This window comes from Leuconostoc fallax (assembly GCF_004354645.1).
In the GTDB taxonomy this organism is placed as follows: domain Bacteria; phylum Bacillota; class Bacilli; order Lactobacillales; family Lactobacillaceae; genus Leuconostoc_B; species Leuconostoc_B fallax.
On record NZ_PUFI01000005.1, the window covers coordinates 236,303 to 258,511 of the forward strand.

Genomic DNA, 22,209 nt, shown 5'->3' on the forward strand with positions numbered 1-22,209 from the left:
TATTTCAGTCGTTTTCTTTTTCGGGTGATCCAAATCGATTGATTAAAATAGCTACGGCAACGCCAATGAAAGTATCCATAATTCTTTCAAAAACATAAAAAATCGTTTCATCAGCTGAAATTGTCAGTGAAATCATAAGTAGTGCAGCCAAGCCACCAATAACACCCGTGTTGTAATTGAAACCATCTAATAAAACAATCTCAACGATGACAAGCAGTGGTAGTAAGACCATTGAAACCCAGGGAGCATTATTAGCAGCTTGATGAATTAAAAAATAAAGTAGTGCCAGAGCACCACCAACAGCGTTTGAAATCAATCTAACCTTACCGAAACTCAAAGTGGTTTCCCAAGTTTCACGCAATGCGAAAACGGCAGCTAGCGCAGCGATGAATGGTGGCCGATTGAAAAAATAAAATGTCACGATGATGATCATTACAGCAAATGCTGTTTTTAGTGTTCTTAAACCTAATCTAAAATTTCCTATTTTCATAATGTTCTCCAGTCTTATATTGGTGCTGAAGTATTAGCCTATATATTAGCATAAATATTCGAATAAATGTGTTATCATGTTCTGTGAAAGCGGTATCAAAAGGAGGAAGTCATGACGATTTTGTTTTTGAAAAGTGAGCTACATCAGAAAATGTGGGGTGGCCAAAACCTTGCTGATTATGGGTTTAACTTAGAAAGTGATCATGTTGGTGAAGCTTGGGTGGTTGCTGCACACCAGAATGGTGATAGTCATGTTATGAATGGTAAATTATCGGGCATGCCTTTAGCAGAGGTTTGGCAGCAGCATCCTGAACTATTTGGTGGTCACGGTGAAAATGAAGCATTTCCGCTATTGGTGAAAATTTTAGATGCGCAAAAGAATTTGTCCATTCAAGTTCATCCAAATGACGATCAAGCCAGAAAAGTGGGCGAGAACTTTGGCAAAACGGAAAGTTGGTATATTTTATCTGCCGAGCCTGGTGCAAAACTTTATTATGGTCATCGTGCTAAAAACAAAACAGCATTACGTCAAGCAGTGAACGATAAAGATTGGGCTAATATCTTGCGGACAATTCCTGTTAAAACTGGTGACTTCTTTTACGTCCCATCGGGAACCTTTCATGCCTTAGGTGCAGGTATTGTGGCAATGGAAATTCAGCAAAGTTCAGATACAACCTACCGTTTCTATGATTTTGATCGCGTTGATCCAACGACGCATCAACTAAGAGCATTACAAGTAGACGAGGCGTTATCGGTAACCAAAGCACCACATATCGATCCTATTTTAGGGCAAAGAATCATGATGCAAGATAACACAATTATTACACGCTTACTCATGGCACCGTATTTCTCAATTGATAAGTTGTCAGTTAGAGGGCGTACAGTTCTTAATCAACATCATAACTATGAATTATTTACAGTTATTTCAGGAAAGGGTACACTCACTATTGGTCATGAACATTATGATTTGCAAAAGGGTATGAGCTTTATTTTGGCTAAGGATGTTAACAGTTATGTTGTAGATGGTGATATGACATTGATTAAGAGTTTTGTAACACCAAAAATTTATCGTAATAATGATCTGGCGTTCTTAAAAAATTAAGATAATTGATAAATATAAAATAGTTTCAAAAAAGTCTTTGAAACCGTTTACATTAATATAGAAAGGGGTTACAATAAAAACAGTAAATATTAGGAGCCTAGAGTTAGGTAGAGGATTAGAGTATGACAATCATATCGATAATTTTGGTATTTGTTGTAGCGCTTCTAGCGGGGATGGGTAGCGTCTTAGACGCGTGGCAATTCCATCAGCCGTTAGTAGCGTCTACACTAATAGGTGTTGCAATGGGCCGGCCAATTGAAGGGATTATGCTAGGTGGGTCTTTGCAAATGATCACAATGGGTTGGATGAACATCGGTGCAGCAATGGCACCCGATGCGGCATTAGCTGCTATTGTGAGTGCAATTTTGGTTACTGGGCCTGCTGGCGTTAGTGTTCGAGAAGGTATTGCCTTAGCGATTCCACTAGCCGTAGCTGGTCAAGTATTAACCATCTTTGTTCGTACAGCAACAGTTGTGATTGCGCATTTGGCTGATGAAGCGGCTCGAAAAGCTAAATTTAGGACGATTGAGTATCTTCATTTTGGTGCGTTACTGCTACAAGGATTACGTGTTGCAATTCCAGCGATGTTAATCTTATCCATTCCGTCATCAGCAGTTGTGGCTGGTTTGAATGCTATCCCAACAGTTATCACAGAAGGATTACAAATTGCTGGTGGTTTCGTGGTTGTTGTCGGATATGCCATGGTCATTAACATGATGGCGGCAGATTCATTATGGCCATTCTTCTTCTTAGGATTTGTCTTAGCAGCTGTGACCGAATTGAATTTGATTGCAATGGGTATCATCGGTGTATCATTAGCATTGATTTACATTCGCTTACGTGGTAAAAAGACGGTTGATGTGACAACACAACAGTCGACTTTCGATACCTCGTCTTGGAAACGTTTAACTAAAAAAGATCAGCGGTCGATTTTCTATCGATTAGGATTCTTACTTGCATCGTTCAACTACGAACGTATGCAAAACATTGGTTTTGGATATATTATGATTCCAGCTATTCGACGTTTGTATCCAGACGATAAGGTTGAACAAGCTGCAGCAATGCAACGTCATTTGGAATTCTTCAATACACATCCATATATGGCAGCACCAATTGTTGGTGTCACAATGGCACTTGAAGAAGAACGTGCTAATGGTGCCGAAGTTGATAACGCGGCCATTAGTGGTGTGAAAGTTGGTATGTTAGGACCTTTAGCCGGCGTTGGAGATCCTGTGTTCTGGGGAACATTACGACCTATACTAGGCGCCTTAGCTGCATCATTTGCCGCAAACGGCTCTTGGATTGGTCCAATAATGTTCTTCGTGGTTTGGAACGTGATGCGTTTACTTGTCCTTTGGTATGGTGAACAAATTGGTTATCAACAGGGTAAGAATATTACGCAAAACCTAGCTGGTGGTATCATGCAAGATGTGACGCTAGGTGCATCGGTTCTAGGAATGTTTATCATGGGTGTGTTAGTCCCACGATGGACAACGATTTATTTCCCACTCGTTGTTTCACGAGTTAAGAACCCAGATACTGGTAAAACAGTGACAACAACTTTGGATCAGATTGTTAACGGTCAATTACTTTCTGGTTTGGCAGCTTTGTTACTAACTATGGGTGTTTTGTGGCTATTGAAGCGTCGTGTGAATCCTTTGGCAATTATCTTTGGATTATTCGTCATTGGTATTATTGGTCGGATGCTCGGCATTTTGGGACTACAAGCCTAAAATAAATAATGCTTTGGAAGTGTAATGTAAACATTACACTTTCTTATTGAAAGAACTTGTAAGCGTTTACTTAGAAAAAGAAAAAGGGTATACTTTGAATTAGGGAAAAGCTAAATATCAGAGTTATGTTACGACACTTGTTCTGATAGTAGTTATTTGCTAAATAGTTGAGGGATACCTTAATGGTAAGAAGGAAGGAATTATCTTATGGTTAATTTAATTATCGCTAGCCATGGTGATTTTGCTAAAGGCATTTTGATGTCGGGCACGATGATTTTCGGAGAGCAAGAGAATGTTGAAGTTGTCACATTTTTGCCTAACGAGGGGCCTGATGATTTAGATAAGCATTATCAAGAAGCACTCGCTAAATTTGATAATGATGACGATGTATTATTCTTGGTTGATTTATGGGGTGGCTCACCATTTAATCGCGCAAGTTTGATTCAACAGAAGAATCCTGAGAAAACGGCGATCTTGTCAGGACTCAATCTACCAATGCTTATTGAAGCATATGGTGGACGCTTAGGTATGAACACTGCTGCAGAATTAGCAGCGTATTTGGTACCTGTTGCGCGTGACGGTGTGAAGTCGATACCAGAAGCAAAGGCAGCTGATGCAGCGACAGATACAGCAACTGAGGATGATACAGACCAGCCGGAAGTGGTTGTTGCTTCAGAAGCAGAGCATACAGGGCATGCAACAATGAACATCAAGTTAGCACGTATTGATACACGATTATTGCATGGTCAAGTTGCGACAGCCTGGACAAAGTATGCAAATCCAAATCGGATTATCGTCGTATCTGATGGCGTTGCCCGTGATGAATTACGTAAAACTTTGATTACACAAGCGGCACCGGTCGGCGTTAAAGTGAATGTCATTCCGTTAGCTAAGTATATGGAAGTTTGGGATGATGCACGATTCAGTGGTCAAAAAGTGATGTTATTGTTTGAAAACCCTCAAGATTTGGAAAAGGTCGTCAGTCAAGGTGCTGAAATTCCAAAAGTTAACATCGGATCAATGGCGCATTCAGAAGGTAAGCGTATGATTACCAATGCCGTTTCTGTTGATGATAACGATATCGACACATTGAAAAAGTTACGCGATCAAGGCGTTTCATTCTATGTACAGAAAGTCCCAGCAGATGGTGAACAAGATATCTGGAAGTTGCTAAAAGATAAGACCAAGTCATGATCTGGTCATTTGAAACATTTTGATAAATTTAGAGTAAAGGATATAAAAACATGTCAATAATATCAGTTATATTAGTATTGATTGTGGCATTCTTAGCAGGTATGGAAGGTATTTTGGATCAGTTCCAATTTCACCAACCACTAGTTGCTGCCACATTAATTGGCGCTGCTACCGGTCATTTGATGGAAGGTGTTGTCTTAGGTGGGCAACTACAATTGATCGCTTTGGGTTGGATGAATATTGGTGCTGCAGTGGCACCTGATGCTGCGTTAGCTTCAGTGGCTTCTGCAATCTTGGTTGCTGGACCGGCACAAACATCTATTTCAACCGGTATTGCAATGGCCATTCCATTGGCTGTTGCCGGTTTGGTTTTGACAACTATCGTACGAACATTGACTGTTGGTTTGGCACATATTGCCGACCGTGAAGCCGAAGAAGGTAGTATTCGGGGTGTTGAGTTAGTACAGTGGGTTGGATTGATTTTGCAAGGTTTGCGTATTGCTATTCCAGCAGGTCTTATCTTAGCCGTACCAGCCACAGCGGTTCAGGGTGCTTTGAATGCCATTCCAGATTGGTTAACAGATGGCTTAGCCGTAGCTGGTGGATTCATCGTGGTTGTTGGTTATGCAATGGTTATTAACATGATGGCATCAGCTGAACTTTGGCCATTCTTCTTCTTAGGATTTGCATTATCAGCCGTTACGAGTTTGAACTTAATTGCAATGGGTATTATTGGGCTTGTCTTAGCATTAGTTTACCTACAATTATCTCCTCAGTTTAATGGGCATAGTGGTGGTGGCTCGAATGGTGGTGGTAGCCATAGTGGAGACCAGCTTGATGCAATATTGAATGATTACTAAGGAGAAAAGTTATGGCTAATGTAGAAAAGAAAATTACAAATGGGGATCTCCGCTCATCATTTTGGCGTTTAACATTCTTACAAGCATCTTGGAACTATGAGCGTATGCAAAACGTTGGTTGGGCTTATGCAATGATCCCAGCAATTAAGCGTTTGTATGGCGATGACAAAGCAGAACGATCGGCAGCGTTAAAGCGACACTTAGAGTTCTTTAACACACATCCCTATGTTGCAGCACCAGTGTTAGGTGTTGAAATTGCGATGGAAGAACAACGTGCGAATGGTGCAGAAATTGATGATGCAACATTGCAAGGTGTAAAAATTGGAATGATGGGACCTTTGGCTGGTGTTGGTGACCCTATCTTCTGGGGAACTGCACGACCAGTGATTGGTGCGTTTGCTGCTTCTCTTGCAATGTCACGAAGTATTGCCGGACCAATCGTCTTCTTCGTACTTTGGAACGCCTTACGTATGGCTTTCCTATGGTATACACAAAAGATGGGGTATCAGCAAGGAACAAGTATCACAAAGAACTTAGCTGGCGGTGCGCTACAAAAAATTACATTGGGCGCATCAATCCTTGGTATGTTCATCATGGGTGTCTTGGTACCACGTTGGACGACAATGAAGTTCCCGTTAGTTGTCTCAAAAGTTAAGATGACAGATGGTACAACCAAGGTAACAACATTAGATAACATTTTGAACCAACAATTGTTGCCTGGTATTGCACCACTTGCATTAACTTTCTTAACGATTTGGTTGTTGAGAAAGAAGGTCAATGCATTGGTTATTATCTTAATGTACTTCGTTTTGGGTATTGTACTCAATGCTATCGGTGTTATGGGTAAGTAATGCAATATAAGTTTTTAAAAGAAGGAGACAAATTGTCTCCTTCTTTTATATGTGACGTTTTTTACAGAATAAAGCTTTGTGATCTGAAATAGTCTGGTATGATTAATATAAAGCCTTTTATAATGGGAGTTTAATACAATGAGTGAAAAAAATGCAGGACCTTTAAATTCAACTGCTGATATTGTCATTAATGCTAATGCGGTATTATCACCAATCAACATTCGCCAAGGAAAATTAGAAATTGGTAATAGTGGTCTGGACTACCGACCCTCATTGGGTAAAGGTTATATTCAAATTCCGTGGCGAAATGTGAAATATATTACAGTAGAACGTGCGTTTAATTTTTGGTATCGCGGCTTTATTGTTTATACAACAGAAGGCCAATCATTTGAATTCATTACCAATAAAACCAAAAAGGCATTAATGGCATTAGCAGGACATTTAAAGAAAGACCAATTGCGATTAAGAAAAGGTATACTTGAGCGCTAATTTAAAGGGGGAACGATGACAAAAAGACAACTAACTGATAATATTTTTATCCGATTTGCCATCATTATAATTGCGCTTGAACTTGTGGCGGTGAGTATTAATTTTTTCTACGCACCAGCACAAATTGCTGCAGGCGGGTCCACTGGGATTGCAATTTTAGCGAATGAACTATTAGGTTTAGATCGTGCACTTGTGGTGTTGATTATTAATATTAGTATGATAATCTTAGCTGCTGTGTTTCTAAATAAAGCGACAACCGCTAGAATTGCTTTTGGTAGTTTACTTCTGCCAGTGCTGTTAAAAATAACACCTAGTTTTGAATTAACGGCCAATAATATGTTGGCTGTATTAATTGGGGGAAGTATTTTTGCTGTTGGCGTTGCATTACTGTACCGTATCGAAGCTTCCAGTGGTGGTACAGCTGTACCACCTATGATTCTAAAGAAGTATTTTCGTATTTCACCTGCCATCTCACTGTTAATTATCGATGCTTTTGTGTCTTTAGGTAATTTATTGACAAGCGGTTTTGAAGGCTTTGCTCTTGCTGTATTTTCTATTGTCATTTCGTCTATCGTTATGAACTATATTGAAACAGGCTTAGACCGGCGAAAAATGATTTACATTACGAGTAATGGTAGTATTACGAAAATTAAAGATTATTTATCAGTGAACGATAAGGGCTTTACGATTATGGATGTTAAGGGTGGTTATACAGGTGATAACCGTGAAATGCTGATGGTTGTTGTGGATAATCAAGATTATAACCATGTTTTACGCGCAATACATATGTTAGATAAGCAAGCGTTTACGATTGTTTACAATATTACGGAAGCCCATGGTGGTACCTTTATTTAATGAAAAAAGCACGTACTGAGTTATCGACTCAGTACGTGCTTTTTTATGACATTTAAAAGGATTCTGTTGGTAATTGTTTAAGATTATCTTCCCAATTAATATCAGGGTATTTTTGAGATAATGAGGTTGCGAGAATACGTTTTGCCAAGTTACCGTTACGCGTCAATATAGGACCATGGAAATAAGAACCAAAAACATTGCGGTGGATAATGCCTTCATGATTGTCCATACCATTATTACCATTACCAGAAATAACAGTACCTAATGCCAATTCTTGATCACCGATAAACGTACGACCTTGATGATTTTCAAAGCCATGATAGACTTCGCCAGTTTGATTATTTTTAATCACAATATTGCCAGTTAAGCGCGCATCTTTGGCTACTTTAACCTGACTATCGTGCATATTAATTGTATATAGGTCAAGCGCGCCAATGCCATCAACACGCTGTCCATCGGCCATAATCATATGACTACCGAGTAATTGAAAGCCACCACAAATTGCGAGTAAGGTACCATCATTTTCAATATAATGCTGTAATTCAGCAGCTTTTGATTTTAAATCTTTTGCAACAATCGTTTGTTCATAATCTTGACCACCACCAAACAGCACAAAATCAAAATCAGCGCTTTTAAAAGTATTATCTAAGGAAATGACAGTTGTTTTGACGGTCACATCAATTTGTTCAGCGTAATAGCGCAAGGCAATAATATTACCGTAGTCACCATAGGTATTCATCAAATCACCGTATAGATGGGCGATATTTAATGTATATTGGGGCATTAGAAACCTCCTTTGATGTAGCCAGCGGCGCTTAATTGTTGGCGTAACTGCAACATGGCCGTGTACGTTGCGGCGATATATACTTTTTTCGTCGGCATTTTTTGAATTGCAGTAACGATTTGATTCAAATCTTGATAAACTGCTTGATCTTTAAAACCGGCCATCTTTAATCGTACTTGAATATCTTTGTAGCGCTCGCCACCAGTAGCTACAGCTGTAATTTTTGTGGTGTGGAGCTTTTCAAACTCAGCATCCCAAATCCAGCTCGTATCAATACCGTCAGCGTAATTGGCATTTAATAATGTCATTAATGAGAAAGGTTCAGGCTCTGTTAGCATCATATCAATGACAGTATTCGTACCGACTGGATTCTTAATGAGAACAATGGTGACATCTTTACCATCGACATTGATGGCTTCTTGGCGGCCAAAAATCTGTGCGTTACTTTCAAATGCGGATTTAATCTGTTCTGGTGCAATATTAAATTCTCTGCCTACCGCAAAGGCACTTAACGCATTATAAATATTATAAAGGCCACCGATTTCAATGCGTAATGATGTGTCGTCAATTGTGAATTCTGAATACTTAGGGGTTAGCTTATCCACACTGGTAACAGCATATTGTAGTTTTGGTCGTGCAAAATGATCAGTATGACTCCGATATTTACCCAAATTAGCATAGGTAATGAAATCGTAGTTCAAAACCGAATTATCAGTTGGTGATAAAATACCATCTGTGTTATTAGGTGCAGTTAAGCTTTGATAGTCTTGTGGTTGAATATGATCGAAACCAAAATAGATTCTTGGATTCTTGAAATCGCCACGTGTAAAAATGGGGGAATCCCCATTGGCTAGTACTTTGGCATCTGGCGCATACTTAATGCCGCTGACAATTTTGTCATATGTTGTATATATTTCGCCATAACGATCTAATTGATCGCGAAAGATGTTCGTTAGCACAAACATCTTTGGTTGAATGGCTGACGCTACTAAAGCAACGTTGGCTTCATCTACTTCTAAAACTGCGATTGGTCGTTTGCCATTATTCTTTTTGAATTTACTCGTGACAAGTGTACCCGTAATCCCTTGAATCATATTAGATCCAGAAGGGTTCGTAATCACATCATAGTCACCTGCTCTTAAAACACGTGTAATTAAAGCAGTTGTTAAGGTTTTACCATTGGTACCTGTGACAACGATTAAATCAAAATCTTGTTGAATATGTTTTAAAATAGTTGGATCAATTTTAACAGCTAATTTACCTGGTAAACTTGTACCACCACGCTTTAAAATATCATGTAATAACCAATATGATGATTTGGCTGTTAGTTTTGCAACGGTTGTTTTAAATCCCATAATATTCCTACTTTCTGGGCAATATCATACCATAAAATGAGGTATTTCGCATTATTTGCTATACTATAGATTGTGTAACTTAATACAGTTAATTTAAAGGATAGATATCAGCACTCATGCTAGAAAAACTCATATTCCCAACGCAGAGCATATGGCAAATTTTACCTATTAGTTTAATATTATTATTTATACCTGTTTTAGTTATCCAATACCGACGCTATGGTGCGGTGTCGTTCGTCAGATTGGTAATGGTCAGTAGTTTTGTTTTTTATCTTATCGTGGCGTTCTTGATTACTATTTTGCCGTTGCCATCCTTGAGCGAGGTATTGGCACTGAAAACGCAAAAAGTTAATATGGTGAATTTAATTCCTTTTAATTTTTTGAGTGAAAATATTATTGCACCTGGCCGATTCTCAAGCGGTTTTACCAGCACGGTATTTGTGGATATCTTAGCTAATATTTTAGTTTTTATTCCGCTTGGCTTTTATATTCGTTATTACTTTCAAAAAAGCTTTAGAGCAACTATTTATGCCGCATTAGTGCTATCGTTATTTTTTGAAATCACGCAATTTACTGGTATCTATGGTGTTTACCCATATCCTTACCGTGTGTGTGATGTTGATGATGTTATGCTTAATGTTTTAGGCGCAATGATTGGCGATCAAATGGTGCCATATTCTCGTCGGCTGTTACCAAATTTGGAAGTTGAATTATTGCAAGGGGATGTGAATACGGACTCTGTTGGTCTATTTAGACGACTACTTGCTTTATTGATCGACTGGAGTTTGGTTATTATTGGTCTTTTGATATTTGTTGATGTATTGCGTATACCGTTATGGATAACGGGGATTGCTAGTATTCTCATTGTCTTTGTTTTCGTTCCCGAGATTAGCCAATATAAACAAACTATTGGTATGCGTGTTCTTAAGATTTGTTATGATAGTTTAGACGGTTCAAGTATAACGTTATGGGAGATACTCGTACGTAACTTAAGCAGTATTGGCGCCTTTATTCTGATCCCAATTGTTCTGAATTGGTTGACTTTGCTTTTAGATTTACAAGCATCAGATAAGGGTTTGCATTTTATCACCGGCTTTATTATATTAGTGCCAGTTATTTTCTTTGGCAGTGATTGGCTATTAACGATTACAAAAACGCATCGTACTTGGTATGAAAGATTGAGTGGTGTGATATTAAGTGTAAAGCACTAATGCTTCATTAATATAAGGTTGAAATATTTGGGAGGTAGCATGGCACAATTATTTTTTGAGTATGGTGCAATGAATTCGGGGAAATCCATTGAAATTTTAAAAGTAGCGCATAATTATGAATCACAAGGTAAGAATATTTTATTAATGACACCAGCGGCTGATACAAGATCAGGGACAGGAATAGTATCTAGCCGAATAGGGTTAGAACGTCCAGCAGTAGCGATACAAAAAGCTGATAATTTATTTGATATTGTGAAGCATCATCAGACTAACTTGGCAGCTGTTTTAATTGATGAGGCGCAATTTTTGTTTCCAGAGCAGGTCGATCAATTGGCACAAGTTGTTGATGAATTACATATACCAGCCATGGCATTTGGCTTGAAACAAGATGCTTTTAATCAGTTGTTTCCTGGCTCAAAGCGTCTTATTGAAATGGCTGATAAATTAGAAGAAATGAAAACCATTTGTGCATTTTGTGGGAAAAAGGCGATTACGCAGTTACGTATTGTGGATGGAGAACCGCAAAGAGAAGGGCAACAAGTTTTTATTGGTGGTGACGAAGCTTATATACCAACTTGTCGGCACCATTGGTATCATCCAGATATGGCTAAAATATCAGATTTATTCCCAAAAGAAGGAAAATAATTATGGACAAAATTTTTGAGCAATTACAGACAGTTGTTGATCGGCATGATGAATTGAATGAACTATTAGCTGATCCGGAAGTAATGTCTGATTCCAAAAGATATATGGCATTGTCTAAAGAAGAAGGTAGTATTCGAGAAACGGTCACCGTTTTTAAACAATACCAAAGTGTTTTGCAGGATATACAAGATGCTGAAGATCTATTAGATGACACAGATATGGCTGAATTAGCACGAGACGATCTCAAGACACTTAAGCCACAAAAGGCTAGTCTTGAAGAGCAACTCAAGGTTCTCATGTTACCTCAAGATCCTAATGATGATAAGAATATTATTATGGAAATTCGTGGTGCTGCCGGTGGTGATGAATCTTCTTTATTTGCTGCTGACTTATTAGACATGTATCGTAAATACGCTGAAAAGCAAAACTGGCATATTAACTTAATTGATGAGTCTGCTACCGAAGTTGGTGGCTACAAAGAAGTTGTGGTAATGATTACTGGTAACAATGTATACTCTAAATTGAAATTTGAGAGTGGTGCGCATCGTGTGCAACGCGTACCAGTAACGGAAACACAGGGACGCGTTCATACAAGTACGGCAACTGTTGGGGTAATGCCTGAATTTGAGGACGTTGATGCCACTGATTTAATTGATCCAAAAGACGTCCGTGAAGATGTCTACCGTTCAAGCGGTGCGGGTGGTCAGCACGTTAACAAAACAAGCTCAGCCATTCGTTTGACACATGAACCAACAGGGATTACTGTTGCCATGCAGGATGAACGATCACAGCAGCAGAACCGTGCGAAAGCATGGAAAATTTTAAACGCGCGTGTGTATGATTATTTTGCGCAACAAAATGAGGCAGAATATGCACAAAAGCGTAAAACAGCCGTTGGTACTGGTGATCGATCGGAACGTATTCGTACCTATAATTTCCCACAAAATCGTGTTACTGATCATCGGATTGGCTTAACACTGAATAAGTTGGATCGCGTGATGAATGGTGAATTAGAAGATATTATCGATGCCCTAATTATTGCTGATCAAACCGCTAAGTTGGCTGATTTGAACCAACACTAATCGTATATTAGCGGATAATAACGATGAGGGTATAATGGAAAAACCAATTAAAATTTCGATTTTAGAAGCACGTAAATGGGCGATACAAGAATTAGTGAATCAAAATACCATGTCTACTGAAATTGCCCAAGAAAATGTTGATTTCTTATTAACTGGTGCTTTAGATATGAATTATGGGACTTTGCATGCTAATATGACACGTCAGATGCCTGAATTTTTGGTTGAATCTTGGGCAAGATGGATTAGTGAATTAATAACAGGTCGACCCGTTCAATATGTTTTAGGCACTGCGCCATTTTATGGCCGTGAATTTTTAGTAGATGAGCGGGTGCTCATTCCCAGACCGGAAACCGAATTATTGGTTGATTGGGTACTACAGGATTTAAAAGCTAATTCTCAAAAAGAAATCAAAATTTTGGACATTGGGACAGGTAGTGGTGCCATTGTTGAAACGATTTTGTTGGAAGATCAACGTGTTCAGGGGATGGCGGCCGATATTTCAACAGATGCGTTAACCGTTGCGCAGCATAATGCTAAAAAATTTAAGATACGTGATCGTATATCTTTTACTGAGAGTGATGTTTTTGCGCAAATACCAGCTATGAAATTTGATGTGATATTAAGTAATCCGCCTTATATAGATCCACAAGATCAAAACGAAATGGATCAGAGTGTTATTGATTTTGAACCAGATATTGCTTTGTATGCAGCACATCAAGGTTTGGCAATATACGAAAATATTGCACAACAGCTGAATAACTATCTAAAAGATGACGGTATAGCTTATTTTGAAATTGGTTATAAACAAGGTCAAGCCGTGAAAGACCTTTTGAGAGCTTATATACCACAGGCACAGATAGATTTAAAACAAGATTTATCAAAATTAGATCGGATGATTCGAGTAAAAAAATGAACACACAGCGTTTAGGAACAAGTGAACAAGATATTTTATTTGCAGGAAAATTGTTGTCGCAAGGAGAAGTTGTCGCGTTTCCAACAGAGACGGTTTACGGTTTAGGAGCTGTTGCGACAGATGAAGTAGCGGTTAGAAAAGTTTTTACTGCTAAGGGACGGCCTTCGGACAACCCATTAATTGTTACCGTAGCAGACAAAGCGATGGTTCAGCAATTTGCTGTAGAGAATGATATGTCTCAAAAATTAATGGCAGCTTTTTGGCCAGGATCATTGACGATTATTTTACCAATGCGTGCGCAAGCTTTTAGTATGACAGTCACGGGAGGGTTGAATACTGTTGCCTTTAGATTACCAGATAATGAAGTTGCACGGGCAGTGATTCGGGCAGCCAAAGCACCAATAGTAGGGCCTAGTGCAAATACATCTGGAAAGCCTTCACCCACCACAGCACAGCATGTTTGGCACGATATGGCAGGTAAAATTGCAGCTATTGTTGATGATGGGCCTACGACAGTTGGCGTTGAATCAACAGTTATTGATGTCTCAGGAAACGTACCAACTATTTTGCGACCTGGTGCAATTACACAAGAACAATTAGTGGCTGTGTTAGCACAACCAGTTCATGATGCGACCACAACAGAATCAGTTGCAAGTGATGTTACACCCAAAGCGCCGGGTATGAAATATCGACACTATGCACCAGATAAACATGTTGTGATGTTTGATGAGCTGGATGCTGTTGATTTGGCACAAAAATTACAAGATAATGATGTGGTTATGGCGCAGGATCGTATTTTGCAAGCAATGGCTATAAAATCACAACAGGCATGGTCATTGGGTGATTCCTTAGAGAGTGCTACAGAACAGTTATTCTCTGGTTTACGTTTTTATGATGATCAACCAAAGGTTGGCACAATATACGTCCAAAAGATGATACCAGTAGGATTAGGAAAAGCTTATAATAACCGTCTAGCTAAAGCAGCGGGTAATCAAGAGTTTAGTATTTAATATTGCTTATTGTGTATGAATTGAGTGTTCGTCTATTTTTTTTGATACAATAGATAAAGATAAAGAAGACAGAGGAACATGTAATGGGTAAATTTGTTGAAATGGATCATCCATTAATCCAACATAAATTAACGATGATTCGCAATAAGAATGTTGGCACTAAGGATTTTCGAGCTTTAGTTGATGAAATTGCAATGTTAATGACTTACGAAGCAAGTCGTGATTTGCAACTAGAAGATGTTGAAGTGGAAACACCAGTTTCAAAAACGATGAAAAAGCAACTAGCGGGTAAAAAATTGGCAGTTGTACCAATTTTACGCGCAGGGTTGGGTATGGTTGATGGCATTGTACAATTAATACCTGCTGCTAAGATTGGTCATATTGGCATGTATCGCGATGAGGATACACTTGAACCCGTTGAATATTTTATTAAATTACCTGAAGATATTGGGCAACGTGATGTTTTGCTAGTTGATCCAATGTTGGCAACAGGTGGTTCTGCTAAAGATGCAATTAGCGCGTTGAAGAAACGTGGTGCAAAGCACATTAAGTTGATTACATTAGTTTCGGCACCAGAAGGTGTACATGCGGTGCAAGATGCACATCCTGATGTTGATATTTATACAGGTTCTTTGGATGAAGGCCTCAACGAACATGGCTATATTGTTCCAGGATTAGGCGATGCCGGTGACCGTTTGTTTGGTACGATGTGATTTATTATAGAATGGTATGAGTGTTACGTTTAAAACGTGGCACTTTTTTTGTTAAAGAGTAAAATAGAAATTAGTTAGAGAGGTAACAAAGTGGCTTTATCATTTCAACAATTATTAGTTGCCGTTCCCCTTGTTTTGAAGGGTGGAAATGTGCCCAGCATCGTTGGAGAAGCGGGTATTGGGAAGAGTGCTTTAGTCACCGCTGTTGCTGAAAAAATGAAAGCGAAGTTGATGACGACAGTAGTATCGCTGTCTGAAAAGGGTGATCTTGCAATTCCTGTTCCACCATTAACAGAAACTTCCTTTTTAGACACCAAAAATTATGGTCGATTAGCAGATGTTCAATTTGGCTACACGCATACATTAATTCAAATTATTCAAGCAGCAGAACAACAACCTGATCAACCAATTATATGGTTTTTGGATGAATTCAATCGTGGTTCACAAGCTGTGCAAAGTGAACTGATGAATTTAGTTTTACAACGCCGAATTCACGATATTGTACTACCACGACAAGTGCATATTGTACTAGCAGAAAATCCTGATGACGATATGGCTGGTTTTGAAACAACGGATTATGCTGTTGAGCGTGGTGATGCAGCAATTAAAGATCGTACGACGCGCTTAGTAATGGCGGTATCTGTGAGTGACTGGTTGTCTTGGGCGAGTAGCGGAGCGCCTCGAGCAAATATTCATCCCCTTGTTCAAAAGTTTATTACGCAGTATGCGGAATTATTATATCCGACAACGCGACATGAGGATCTAAATCCAACGCCGCGTGCTTGGCACCGCGTGTCAGATAATTTATATGAACTTGTACAGCTACCAAAAGAACAAGCTGATGTATTGATGTTTGATATTTTTTCAGGAGACTTAGGTGCTAATGTTGCGCGCCAGTTTGTGCAATTTATCGTACAGCAACTACCAACATTGACAGCACAAGATATTTTTGAATCTAAGCCCTATGGACCTAAAGTACCGCATGTGATTGATGAGAAATTTAAGAATATGGATGAGTTACAGAAATTAACAGTAATGAAATCCGTTTTATTGACGGGGCAACTGACTATTGAAAATAATGCGGCGCGATTAAGTCGACTGCTACAACTTATGTCACCAGATAGTCAATATGCATTAGTTAAGCAACTGACTGATTCACCCGTATTGGATCAACTTTTTGCTAGTGATGGTCATTATGCCAACGTATTGTATCAACAAATTATGGACGTCGCGACAAGATGAAAACAGATAACCAAAGGCTCGTTAATGGCGTTAAAATTCTACTAGATACTGCACCACTTTACGGTAACATTGTAATGAACTTGAATCGGCGTGCTGATTCAACCTTAAAGCAGCCAGTTGGTCTATTATGGCAAAAACACCAATGGTATTTGACGTTTAATGCACAATTATTAGAGGAACGCTTACCAAAAGATGATGAAATAGCCTTACTTTTAGCACATGTAGCGTTGCACGTTATCTGGCAACATCCAATACGCTATCAGCAACGTACAGCAAAAAAACTAGTCAAATTAGGCACAGATTTGGCTGTTAATCAGTATTTGCCAAAGGATATGGGCATACTGCCAGGTGCGGTGACGTTACAAACTATTTTTAATTTAACGGGTAAGCTATTAGCAGCGCACCAAGATTCGGCGCAATATATTGAGTGGCTAGCGGCTTTAACGAATCAAGATGCCTTGCCTGATGGTGATCAAAATGATAATCATGATAGTTGGCAGAGCGCGACTGGTCATATTGCCGAAGCAACGACTGCTTTGAATGAAGTAGTACGCCAAGCTGTTGAGGATACACCACAGAGCGGTCGAGGCAATATTGATAGTGAAATTGTGAGACAAATTGAAAAGGTACAAACACGCAAGCGTCATTGGCAGGCTATTTTGAAAGCTAAGCTGTCACAAATACCACATCGCAAACGGGAATCATGGACACGGTTTAATCGGCGACAACCTTATCGTATGGATTTACCAGGACAGGTGAGTGCTCAATCAGCTAAAATAGTGGTGTTTATTGATAATTCAGCTTCGATATCCGATCAGTTAGCGGGTGTCTTTTTATCACAAATACAACAGATTGCCCAACAATTTGATACTAATATTGATTATTTTATGTTTGATACCCAAGTGCATCCTATTCATCATATTCACGATTGGCAGCGTCATGCTGGTGGCGGTACAACTTTTCAGAGTATCTTTAACTTATTGTCCGAACGCAGATATAAACCGTCTCAGACATTAGTGGTCATTTTGACGGACGGTGAAGGGGAGAAAGCGACAGTGAACACAAAGTTTAAACAGGTTTACTGGATTATGCCAACTGGTGCTCATCTGAGTTTAGTAGATCCTGTCGGACATATCATAACCTTGACGATGGACGAATATAATGGAGCATAGTGTGGATGGTAGACAATTTAAACCCAGAAGATTTACGAAGTATGATTCGACGTGATCGACGTTACCAACGTGCAGAATCTTTGTTAAAAGGAACATGGGCATCGTTAGATTTTCAAGAACCGTTTGAATCAAGTCGCATTCAAATGATGGATATTAACTTTGCTAAACGATTAGTCCATGCCGATGCTGTGCGTCAAGTCATCTATCGATTCGATACTTTTTCGGATACCCAGGCCTTTATTCAAAAGTTTGGAAGTCATTTATCTCATGATGTGATAAAACAATTAAAGGAGCCTTTCTTATGAAAATCAACTTAGTATTAGCGCCAGAACAAGATGTTGCAACATTATTAAAATATAAAAAACAAGCACCAAATCAATTATTGTTATTAGGTAAGCTATCACAATTAGCTGGATTAAATGTATTGATTTTTGATCAACCCGAATTAGTTGAACGTTTTAACCGACCCTTGACGTTTAATAGTTTGTTTGTAATGGGAGAACCTAAAGGGAAATTAGTTCATCAAGTGTCATTTAAGTCGATTGGTAATGATGATGAGCATATCAATAACTTACTTGAAAAAATGGCATTAAATGGTGTACTAGCTCAACAAAATGATGGTAAGAGCGAGTACATGTTATGGACATTTTGGGACGATGCTGATGATTTGGCCTTATTTATTGATAGTCAAAATTACCAACAATTACATGATTGGATGCGACAACCATTTTCAACCACTTATCATAATGTTGAAAATATTGATCAAATCAGTCTGACGCATAAAATGAGAGATACTGACAAAGAGTGGTGGGGATAATTTCCCGCTTTTTTTGTGGTCAAAAAACTGATAAACTAGTATTTGACGCAAAAGCGGAGGAATTTAGCATGACAAATCAAAAAAGTGCTGTATGGTATGAACATTTACATACAGAGAAACATACTGGTGCACGTCGCGGACGTATTCATACACCGCATGGTACCTTTGAAACACCTATGTTTATGCCTGTTGGTACACAAGGCGCTGTTAAGGGTGTTAGTGCACGAGAACTCAAAGAAATCGGTGCACAGTTTATATTAAGTAATACGTATCATCTGTGGGTTCGCCCAGGAGACGAGTTAATTGCGCAGGCAGGTGGATTACACAAATATATGGGATGGGATCAAGCCATTTTAACTGATTCCGGTGGCTTTCAAGTCTTCTCGCTTTCGGATGCACGTAAGCTAAAAGAAGAAGGGGTTACATTCCAAAACCACGTGAACGGGGATAAAATGTTCTTGTCTCCTGAAGTTGCCATGCGTATTCAAAATAACCTTGGTTCCGATATTATGATGCAATTGGATGAAGCAATTCCATATTTTGAAACCTATGATTATATTAAAGAGTCAATGCAACGTTCAGTAAGATGGGCAGAACGTGCCCAAAAAGCACACAAGAATCCTGACAGTCAAGCGTTATTCGGTATTGTTCAAGGTGCTGGCTTTAAAGCGTTACGTACTGAATCAGCTAATGATTTGGTTAGCATGGATTTACCAGGTTATGCGGTCGGTGGCTTATCTGTTGGTGAGTCCAAAAAAGAAATGAATCGTGTATTGGACTTTACAATGCCACTTTTGCCTGAGGAAAAACCACGTTATTTAATGGGCGTAGCAGCACCTGATTCACTGATTGATAGTGTTATGCGTGGTGTGGATATGTTTGACTGTGTGCTACCTACGAGAATTGCACGTAAAGGAACTTTGATGACACGTTTTGGACGTGTTGTCATTAAAAATGCCAAATATAAGAATGATTTCACACCGTTAGATCCAGATTTGAGTTATTATTCACCTAATCCGATTCGTCAAGAGCAGTTTGGTAATATGGCACAGTTTGACGTACCAGGGTATAATCCATTCAAAACATTGACACGCTCTTATTTACATCATTTATTCAATGCGAATGAAATGTTGGGGGCGCAGTTGGCTTCTCAGCATAATTTACGTTTCTTACTGCAATTTATGGAAGATATGCGAACAGCAATTGAAAGAGACGAATTATTAGAATTTAGAGAGACTGTTATGGAAGAGTATGGGTATAATAAACCAAACGCTAGATTATTCTAATGAAAATTTGATATAATATTTTGGAGTACAGAAAGTAGGAATTTCAGATGAATTATAATTTAATATTGCCTCTAATTATTGTGGTGGCGATGCTTTGGTTTATGTCACGTCAACAAAAGAAGATGAAGAATCAACAGCAAACAATGCAAAATTCTTTAGCCAAGGGTGCTGAAGTTGTCACAATTGGTGGCTTGCATGCAGTTGTTGATAATGTAAATAGAGAAGCAAAAACTGTTGATTTAGATGCTGAAGGTGTCATTTTAACATTTGAGTTATCAGCTATTCGTACTATTAAGCCGGCTGCAGCAACAACAACAGACAATCAAGAAACTAAAACGTCAGTTGAAGATTTAAAGCCAACAGATACTAAAATTACATCTGATGATCAAAAAGATCAAGATAAGTAATGAACAAAAAAGATAGCAAGCGACCCCATCGGTTACTTACTATCTTTTTCTTTTTATACACTAGTATTTGGATCTTTTAGGGCATTGTTATGAATAAAGCTACGAAAATGCTCGGCCGTTTCTGAAAATAAATCATTGCCATTTTCTTTTAACATATCTTTTGGAAAAAAGAAACGTTGATCAATAGAAGCCTTACCTTTGATTGCTGCAACTAAAGTTGATAGTTGAGACAGCTCCTGATGGGAACCGTCAGCTAACAGAAAGTCAATCTGTGTTCTTGGTTTAGCTGAGGTCGGATTATAGTCATCGTAAGGTAGATCATAGGCGTCGTTTTGCGCTGTGTAATAAATTGGATTATAACCAGCTTTCTCGACTAATTTTGTTAACTTTTCACGCACGGGGATGGTTTCATTATCCATAATGACCGATTTTAAGGGCTTCCGATCAAGAAATCGGCAACATAAATCTGACAAAATGGGATCAGGATGGTGTCGCCAAATCAGAATATAAGTCATAAAGACATTATCGTCTAAATTAAGGTAATCAGATAATGTTAGTTTTTCATCAAACAGTGGCTTTAAAAGTGGACCAATGAACTGTTGATCTTCAATATCATTTTTTTGCGCTTGTTTGTATAATTCTCGTGCGCGATGAAGTAAATGTTCAAGCAATACTTCCATACCACGAGAAACAGGGTGGAAGTAAACTTGCAAATACATTTGATAACGACTAACAACATAATCTTCAACTGCGTGCATACCACCGATATCAAAGGCGATACCGTTTTTTACTGGGCGCATCGTACGCAATATACGATCAATGTCGAATTCGCCATACTTTGTACCCGTGAAATAAGCATCGCGCAAGAGATAATCCATACGATCGACGTCTAATTGACTAGAAATGAGTTGTATCACTTGTGGATTAGTATAAGTTTTGGCAATGACACTGGCGACTTTGTTAGGAAAATCAGGAGAGACTTGCGCTAAAATTGTATGAATTTCAGTATCACCGGTAATTATTTCTTGTGTATACCATTCGTGATTTGTTTGAAAAAGATGTTCAAATGTATGTGAAAAAGCACCGTGACCAACATCATGTAGTAAAGCTGCAACCAATGTGACTAAGCGTTGGCTGGTATCCCAAAGACCATCATTTGCTGTCTTTGATGGGTAATATTTTTCAAAATAGTCAGTGATTCTGCGTGCCAGTTCATAAGCACCAACCGAGTGTTCGAATCGTGAATGTTCAGCACCATGAAATACGGCACTGGTGATACCCAATTGTTTGATACGACGTAATCGCTGAAATTCAGTCGTATTGATCAAATCAAGGATGACCTGGTCTTGAACGTGAATAAAATTATGGATTGGATCACGTAAAACCTTTTCGCGTGCCAATTTTTCTTGAGGCATAATGGCTCCTTTTGTCATGATAAAAATTAAGAGTTTCTCAAATGAACTAATATTTATTATATATTATAGTATAATTGAAAGTTAGATTGTAATATTGAGGCAGAAAAGATGGCAAATAATGATTTTGAACAAATCAATGTTCACCTAACAACGAAAGTTTGTCTAGATAATGAAGTTGAAGAATTTTCTTTTGATACGCTTGGGCAACTAATTGTCAAAAATGAAGCGGTTTATATTCGTTATACAGAGACATTACCAGATCAACCCCAAGTGCACGTTACCTTCAAATTTGATCCTAATGGCAGTATTCGTCTAATGCGCTCAGGCGATGTGAAGACAGTCATGACTTTTGTGGATAGTAAAGAAGTACCAGCATCTTATGAAACACCATCTGGTCGCATGACGATGGCAACAAGAACAACATTACTAGCAACAGCACTAGATACTGCTAATTTACGTGGTGAAACAGCAATTGATTATATTTTAACGGCAAATGAACAATTAATCGGGCAATATGAGATAAGGTTGCAATTCAATGCTTGATTGGATATACTTGATGAGTTAGAAACGCGAAAGGACGTGCA

At 38.6% G+C, this 22,209-nt stretch carries 24 protein-coding genes; 20 read left to right on the forward strand and 4 right to left on the reverse strand.

Going from position 1 to position 22,209, the window contains the following annotated elements; all coding sequences use genetic code 11:
* Positions 1–4 precede the first annotated feature (4 nt).
* A complete protein-coding gene (locus tag C5L23_RS01725; protein ID WP_010008815.1) occupies positions 5–490 on the reverse strand; it encodes an FUSC family protein in 486 nt (161 codons plus the stop codon).
* 111 nt (positions 491–601) lie between these two features.
* On the opposite strand from C5L23_RS01725, the gene C5L23_RS01730 reads away from it, so the two are divergent.
* The 7 genes from C5L23_RS01730 (at position 602) to C5L23_RS01760 (ending at position 7,573) form a co-directional block, all read left to right on the forward strand.
* Complete coding sequence (locus C5L23_RS01730) at positions 602–1,591, forward strand: type I phosphomannose isomerase catalytic subunit (protein WP_133264196.1); 990 nt, start codon at positions 602–604, stop codon at positions 1,589–1,591.
* Positions 1,592–1,713: 122 nt separating this feature from the next.
* Complete coding sequence (gene manZ / locus C5L23_RS08645; RefSeq protein WP_010008813.1) at positions 1,714–3,324, forward strand: PTS mannose transporter subunit IID; 1,611 nt, start codon at positions 1,714–1,716, stop codon at positions 3,322–3,324.
* A 207-nt stretch (positions 3,325–3,531) separates the two neighbouring features.
* Entirely contained in the window at positions 3,532–4,518 is a 987-nt protein-coding gene (locus tag C5L23_RS01740) for a mannose/fructose/sorbose PTS transporter subunit IIB (RefSeq protein WP_010008811.1), read from the forward strand.
* A gap of 50 nt (positions 4,519–4,568) precedes the next feature.
* Entirely contained in the window at positions 4,569–5,378 is an 810-nt protein-coding gene (locus tag C5L23_RS01745; RefSeq protein ID WP_010008809.1) for a PTS mannose/fructose/sorbose transporter subunit IIC, read from the forward strand.
* Positions 5,379–5,389: 11 nt separating this feature from the next.
* Positions 5,390–6,229 (forward strand): PTS system mannose/fructose/sorbose family transporter subunit IID, encoded by an 840-nt coding sequence (locus tag C5L23_RS01750; RefSeq protein WP_010008808.1) that lies wholly within the window; start codon positions 5,390–5,392, stop codon positions 6,227–6,229.
* 138 nt (positions 6,230–6,367) lie between these two features.
* Positions 6,368–6,718: a DUF956 family protein gene (locus C5L23_RS01755; protein WP_010008806.1), complete on the forward strand. Its 351-nt coding sequence runs from the start codon at positions 6,368–6,370 to the stop codon at positions 6,716–6,718.
* Positions 6,719–6,733: 15 nt separating this feature from the next.
* The gene (locus tag C5L23_RS01760; protein ID WP_010008805.1) at positions 6,734–7,573 is read left to right on the forward strand and encodes a YitT family protein; all 840 of its coding nucleotides are present in this window, start codon (positions 6,734–6,736) and stop codon (positions 7,571–7,573) included.
* A gap of 52 nt (positions 7,574–7,625) precedes the next feature.
* Here C5L23_RS01760 and C5L23_RS01765 read toward each other — a convergent pair whose 3' ends face one another.
* Positions 7,626–8,357: a type 1 glutamine amidotransferase gene (locus tag C5L23_RS01765; protein ID WP_010008804.1), complete on the reverse strand. Its 732-nt coding sequence runs from the start codon at positions 8,355–8,357 to the stop codon at positions 7,626–7,628.
* Positions 8,357–9,712, reverse strand: a complete 1,356-nt coding sequence (locus C5L23_RS01770; RefSeq protein ID WP_010008801.1) for a Mur ligase family protein — start codon at positions 9,710–9,712, stop codon at positions 8,357–8,359. Before C5L23_RS01770 ends, C5L23_RS01765 begins: the two co-directional genes overlap by 1 nt.
* 116 nt (positions 9,713–9,828) lie before the next feature.
* Here C5L23_RS01770 and C5L23_RS01775 point away from each other — a divergent pair, with 116 nt between their 5' ends.
* From C5L23_RS01775 to yajC, 12 genes are all read left to right on the forward strand, one after another.
* Positions 9,829–10,923 (forward strand): VanZ family protein, encoded by a 1,095-nt coding sequence (locus tag C5L23_RS01775; RefSeq protein ID WP_010008796.1) that lies wholly within the window; start codon positions 9,829–9,831, stop codon positions 10,921–10,923.
* Positions 10,924–10,962: 39 nt separating this feature from the next.
* Positions 10,963–11,568, forward strand: a complete 606-nt coding sequence (locus tag C5L23_RS01780) for a thymidine kinase (RefSeq protein WP_010008795.1) — start codon at positions 10,963–10,965, stop codon at positions 11,566–11,568.
* 2 nt (positions 11,569–11,570) lie between these two features.
* Positions 11,571–12,650 (forward strand): peptide chain release factor 1, encoded by a 1,080-nt coding sequence (gene prfA, locus C5L23_RS01785; RefSeq protein WP_010008794.1) that lies wholly within the window; start codon positions 11,571–11,573, stop codon positions 12,648–12,650.
* Positions 12,651–12,684: 34 nt separating this feature from the next.
* Positions 12,685–13,563 (forward strand): peptide chain release factor N(5)-glutamine methyltransferase, encoded by an 879-nt coding sequence (prmC, locus tag C5L23_RS01790; protein ID WP_010008793.1) that lies wholly within the window; start codon positions 12,685–12,687, stop codon positions 13,561–13,563.
* The gene (locus tag C5L23_RS01795; RefSeq protein WP_010008792.1) at positions 13,560–14,573 is read left to right on the forward strand and encodes an L-threonylcarbamoyladenylate synthase; all 1,014 of its coding nucleotides are present in this window, start codon (positions 13,560–13,562) and stop codon (positions 14,571–14,573) included. Before prmC ends, C5L23_RS01795 begins: the two co-directional genes overlap by 4 nt.
* 83 nt (positions 14,574–14,656) lie before the next feature.
* On the forward strand, positions 14,657–15,286 hold the full coding sequence (upp, locus tag C5L23_RS01800; RefSeq protein ID WP_010008789.1) for a uracil phosphoribosyltransferase: 630 nt from the start codon (positions 14,657–14,659) through the stop codon (positions 15,284–15,286).
* Between the two features lie 90 nt (positions 15,287–15,376).
* On the forward strand, positions 15,377–16,528 hold the full coding sequence (locus C5L23_RS01805; protein WP_010008787.1) for an ATP-binding protein: 1,152 nt from the start codon (positions 15,377–15,379) through the stop codon (positions 16,526–16,528).
* Complete coding sequence (locus C5L23_RS01810; protein ID WP_133264197.1) at positions 16,525–17,700, forward strand: vWA domain-containing protein; 1,176 nt, start codon at positions 16,525–16,527, stop codon at positions 17,698–17,700. Before C5L23_RS01805 ends, C5L23_RS01810 begins: the two co-directional genes overlap by 4 nt.
* 5 nt (positions 17,701–17,705) lie before the next feature.
* Positions 17,706–18,005, forward strand: coding sequence for a hypothetical protein (locus tag C5L23_RS01815; protein WP_010008786.1), 300 nt, complete (start codon positions 17,706–17,708; stop codon positions 18,003–18,005).
* Positions 18,002–18,517 carry a hypothetical protein gene (locus tag C5L23_RS01820; protein WP_010008785.1) on the forward strand — a complete coding sequence of 172 codons (516 nt, stop codon included), beginning with the start codon at positions 18,002–18,004 and terminating at the stop codon, positions 18,515–18,517. The genes C5L23_RS01815 and C5L23_RS01820 overlap by 4 nt, the downstream gene beginning before the upstream one ends.
* A 68-nt stretch (positions 18,518–18,585) precedes the next feature.
* Positions 18,586–19,803, forward strand: a complete 1,218-nt coding sequence (tgt, locus tag C5L23_RS01825) for a tRNA guanosine(34) transglycosylase Tgt (protein ID WP_010008783.1) — start codon at positions 18,586–18,588, stop codon at positions 19,801–19,803.
* A 47-nt stretch (positions 19,804–19,850) separates the two neighbouring features.
* On the forward strand, positions 19,851–20,210 hold the full coding sequence (gene yajC / locus C5L23_RS01830) for a preprotein translocase subunit YajC (RefSeq protein WP_010008781.1): 360 nt from the start codon (positions 19,851–19,853) through the stop codon (positions 20,208–20,210).
* 53 nt (positions 20,211–20,263) lie between these two features.
* Here the strand turns inward: yajC and C5L23_RS01835 are convergent, their stop codons facing one another.
* Positions 20,264–21,625, reverse strand: coding sequence for an HD domain-containing protein (locus C5L23_RS01835; protein WP_010008779.1), 1,362 nt, complete (start codon positions 21,623–21,625; stop codon positions 20,264–20,266).
* A 108-nt stretch (positions 21,626–21,733) separates the two neighbouring features.
* On the opposite strand from C5L23_RS01835, the gene C5L23_RS01840 reads away from it, so the two are divergent.
* Positions 21,734–22,168, forward strand: a complete 435-nt coding sequence (locus tag C5L23_RS01840) for a YwiB family protein (RefSeq protein ID WP_010008778.1) — start codon at positions 21,734–21,736, stop codon at positions 22,166–22,168.
* Positions 22,169–22,209: the final 41 nt, after the last annotated feature.

Coding starts and splice junctions, on each gene's coding strand:
- C5L23_RS01840 (WP_010008778.1), top strand. CDS start 21,734: ATGGCAAATAATGATTTTGAACAAATCAATGTTCACCTAACAACGAAA.
- manZ (WP_010008813.1), top strand. CDS start 1,714: ATGACAATCATATCGATAATTTTGGTATTTGTTGTAGCGCTTCTAGCG.
- C5L23_RS01745 (WP_010008809.1), top strand. CDS start 4,569: ATGTCAATAATATCAGTTATATTAGTATTGATTGTGGCATTCTTAGCA.
- C5L23_RS01820 (WP_010008785.1), top strand. CDS start 18,002: ATGAAAATCAACTTAGTATTAGCGCCAGAACAAGATGTTGCAACATTA.
- C5L23_RS01725 (WP_010008815.1), bottom strand. CDS start 490: ATGAAAATAGGAAATTTTAGATTAGGTTTAAGAACACTAAAAACAGCA.
- C5L23_RS01730 (WP_133264196.1), top strand. CDS start 602: ATGACGATTTTGTTTTTGAAAAGTGAGCTACATCAGAAAATGTGGGGT.
- C5L23_RS01750 (WP_010008808.1), top strand. CDS start 5,390: ATGGCTAATGTAGAAAAGAAAATTACAAATGGGGATCTCCGCTCATCA.
- C5L23_RS01835 (WP_010008779.1), bottom strand. CDS start 21,625: ATGCCTCAAGAAAAATTGGCACGCGAAAAGGTTTTACGTGATCCAATC.
- C5L23_RS01780 (WP_010008795.1), top strand. CDS start 10,963: ATGGCACAATTATTTTTTGAGTATGGTGCAATGAATTCGGGGAAATCC.
- C5L23_RS01760 (WP_010008805.1), top strand. CDS start 6,734: ATGACAAAAAGACAACTAACTGATAATATTTTTATCCGATTTGCCATC.
- C5L23_RS01740 (WP_010008811.1), top strand. CDS start 3,532: ATGGTTAATTTAATTATCGCTAGCCATGGTGATTTTGCTAAAGGCATT.
- C5L23_RS01775 (WP_010008796.1), top strand. CDS start 9,829: ATGCTAGAAAAACTCATATTCCCAACGCAGAGCATATGGCAAATTTTA.
- C5L23_RS01765 (WP_010008804.1), bottom strand. CDS start 8,357: ATGCCCCAATATACATTAAATATCGCCCATCTATACGGTGATTTGATG.
- upp (WP_010008789.1), top strand. CDS start 14,657: ATGGGTAAATTTGTTGAAATGGATCATCCATTAATCCAACATAAATTA.
- yajC (WP_010008781.1), top strand. CDS start 19,851: ATGAATTATAATTTAATATTGCCTCTAATTATTGTGGTGGCGATGCTT.
- C5L23_RS01795 (WP_010008792.1), top strand. CDS start 13,560: ATGAACACACAGCGTTTAGGAACAAGTGAACAAGATATTTTATTTGCA.
- prmC (WP_010008793.1), top strand. CDS start 12,685: ATGGAAAAACCAATTAAAATTTCGATTTTAGAAGCACGTAAATGGGCG.
- C5L23_RS01755 (WP_010008806.1), top strand. CDS start 6,368: ATGAGTGAAAAAAATGCAGGACCTTTAAATTCAACTGCTGATATTGTC.
- C5L23_RS01815 (WP_010008786.1), top strand. CDS start 17,706: ATGGTAGACAATTTAAACCCAGAAGATTTACGAAGTATGATTCGACGT.
- C5L23_RS01810 (WP_133264197.1), top strand. CDS start 16,525: ATGAAAACAGATAACCAAAGGCTCGTTAATGGCGTTAAAATTCTACTA.
- prfA (WP_010008794.1), top strand. CDS start 11,571: ATGGACAAAATTTTTGAGCAATTACAGACAGTTGTTGATCGGCATGAT.
- tgt (WP_010008783.1), top strand. CDS start 18,586: ATGACAAATCAAAAAAGTGCTGTATGGTATGAACATTTACATACAGAG.
- C5L23_RS01770 (WP_010008801.1), bottom strand. CDS start 9,712: ATGGGATTTAAAACAACCGTTGCAAAACTAACAGCCAAATCATCATAT.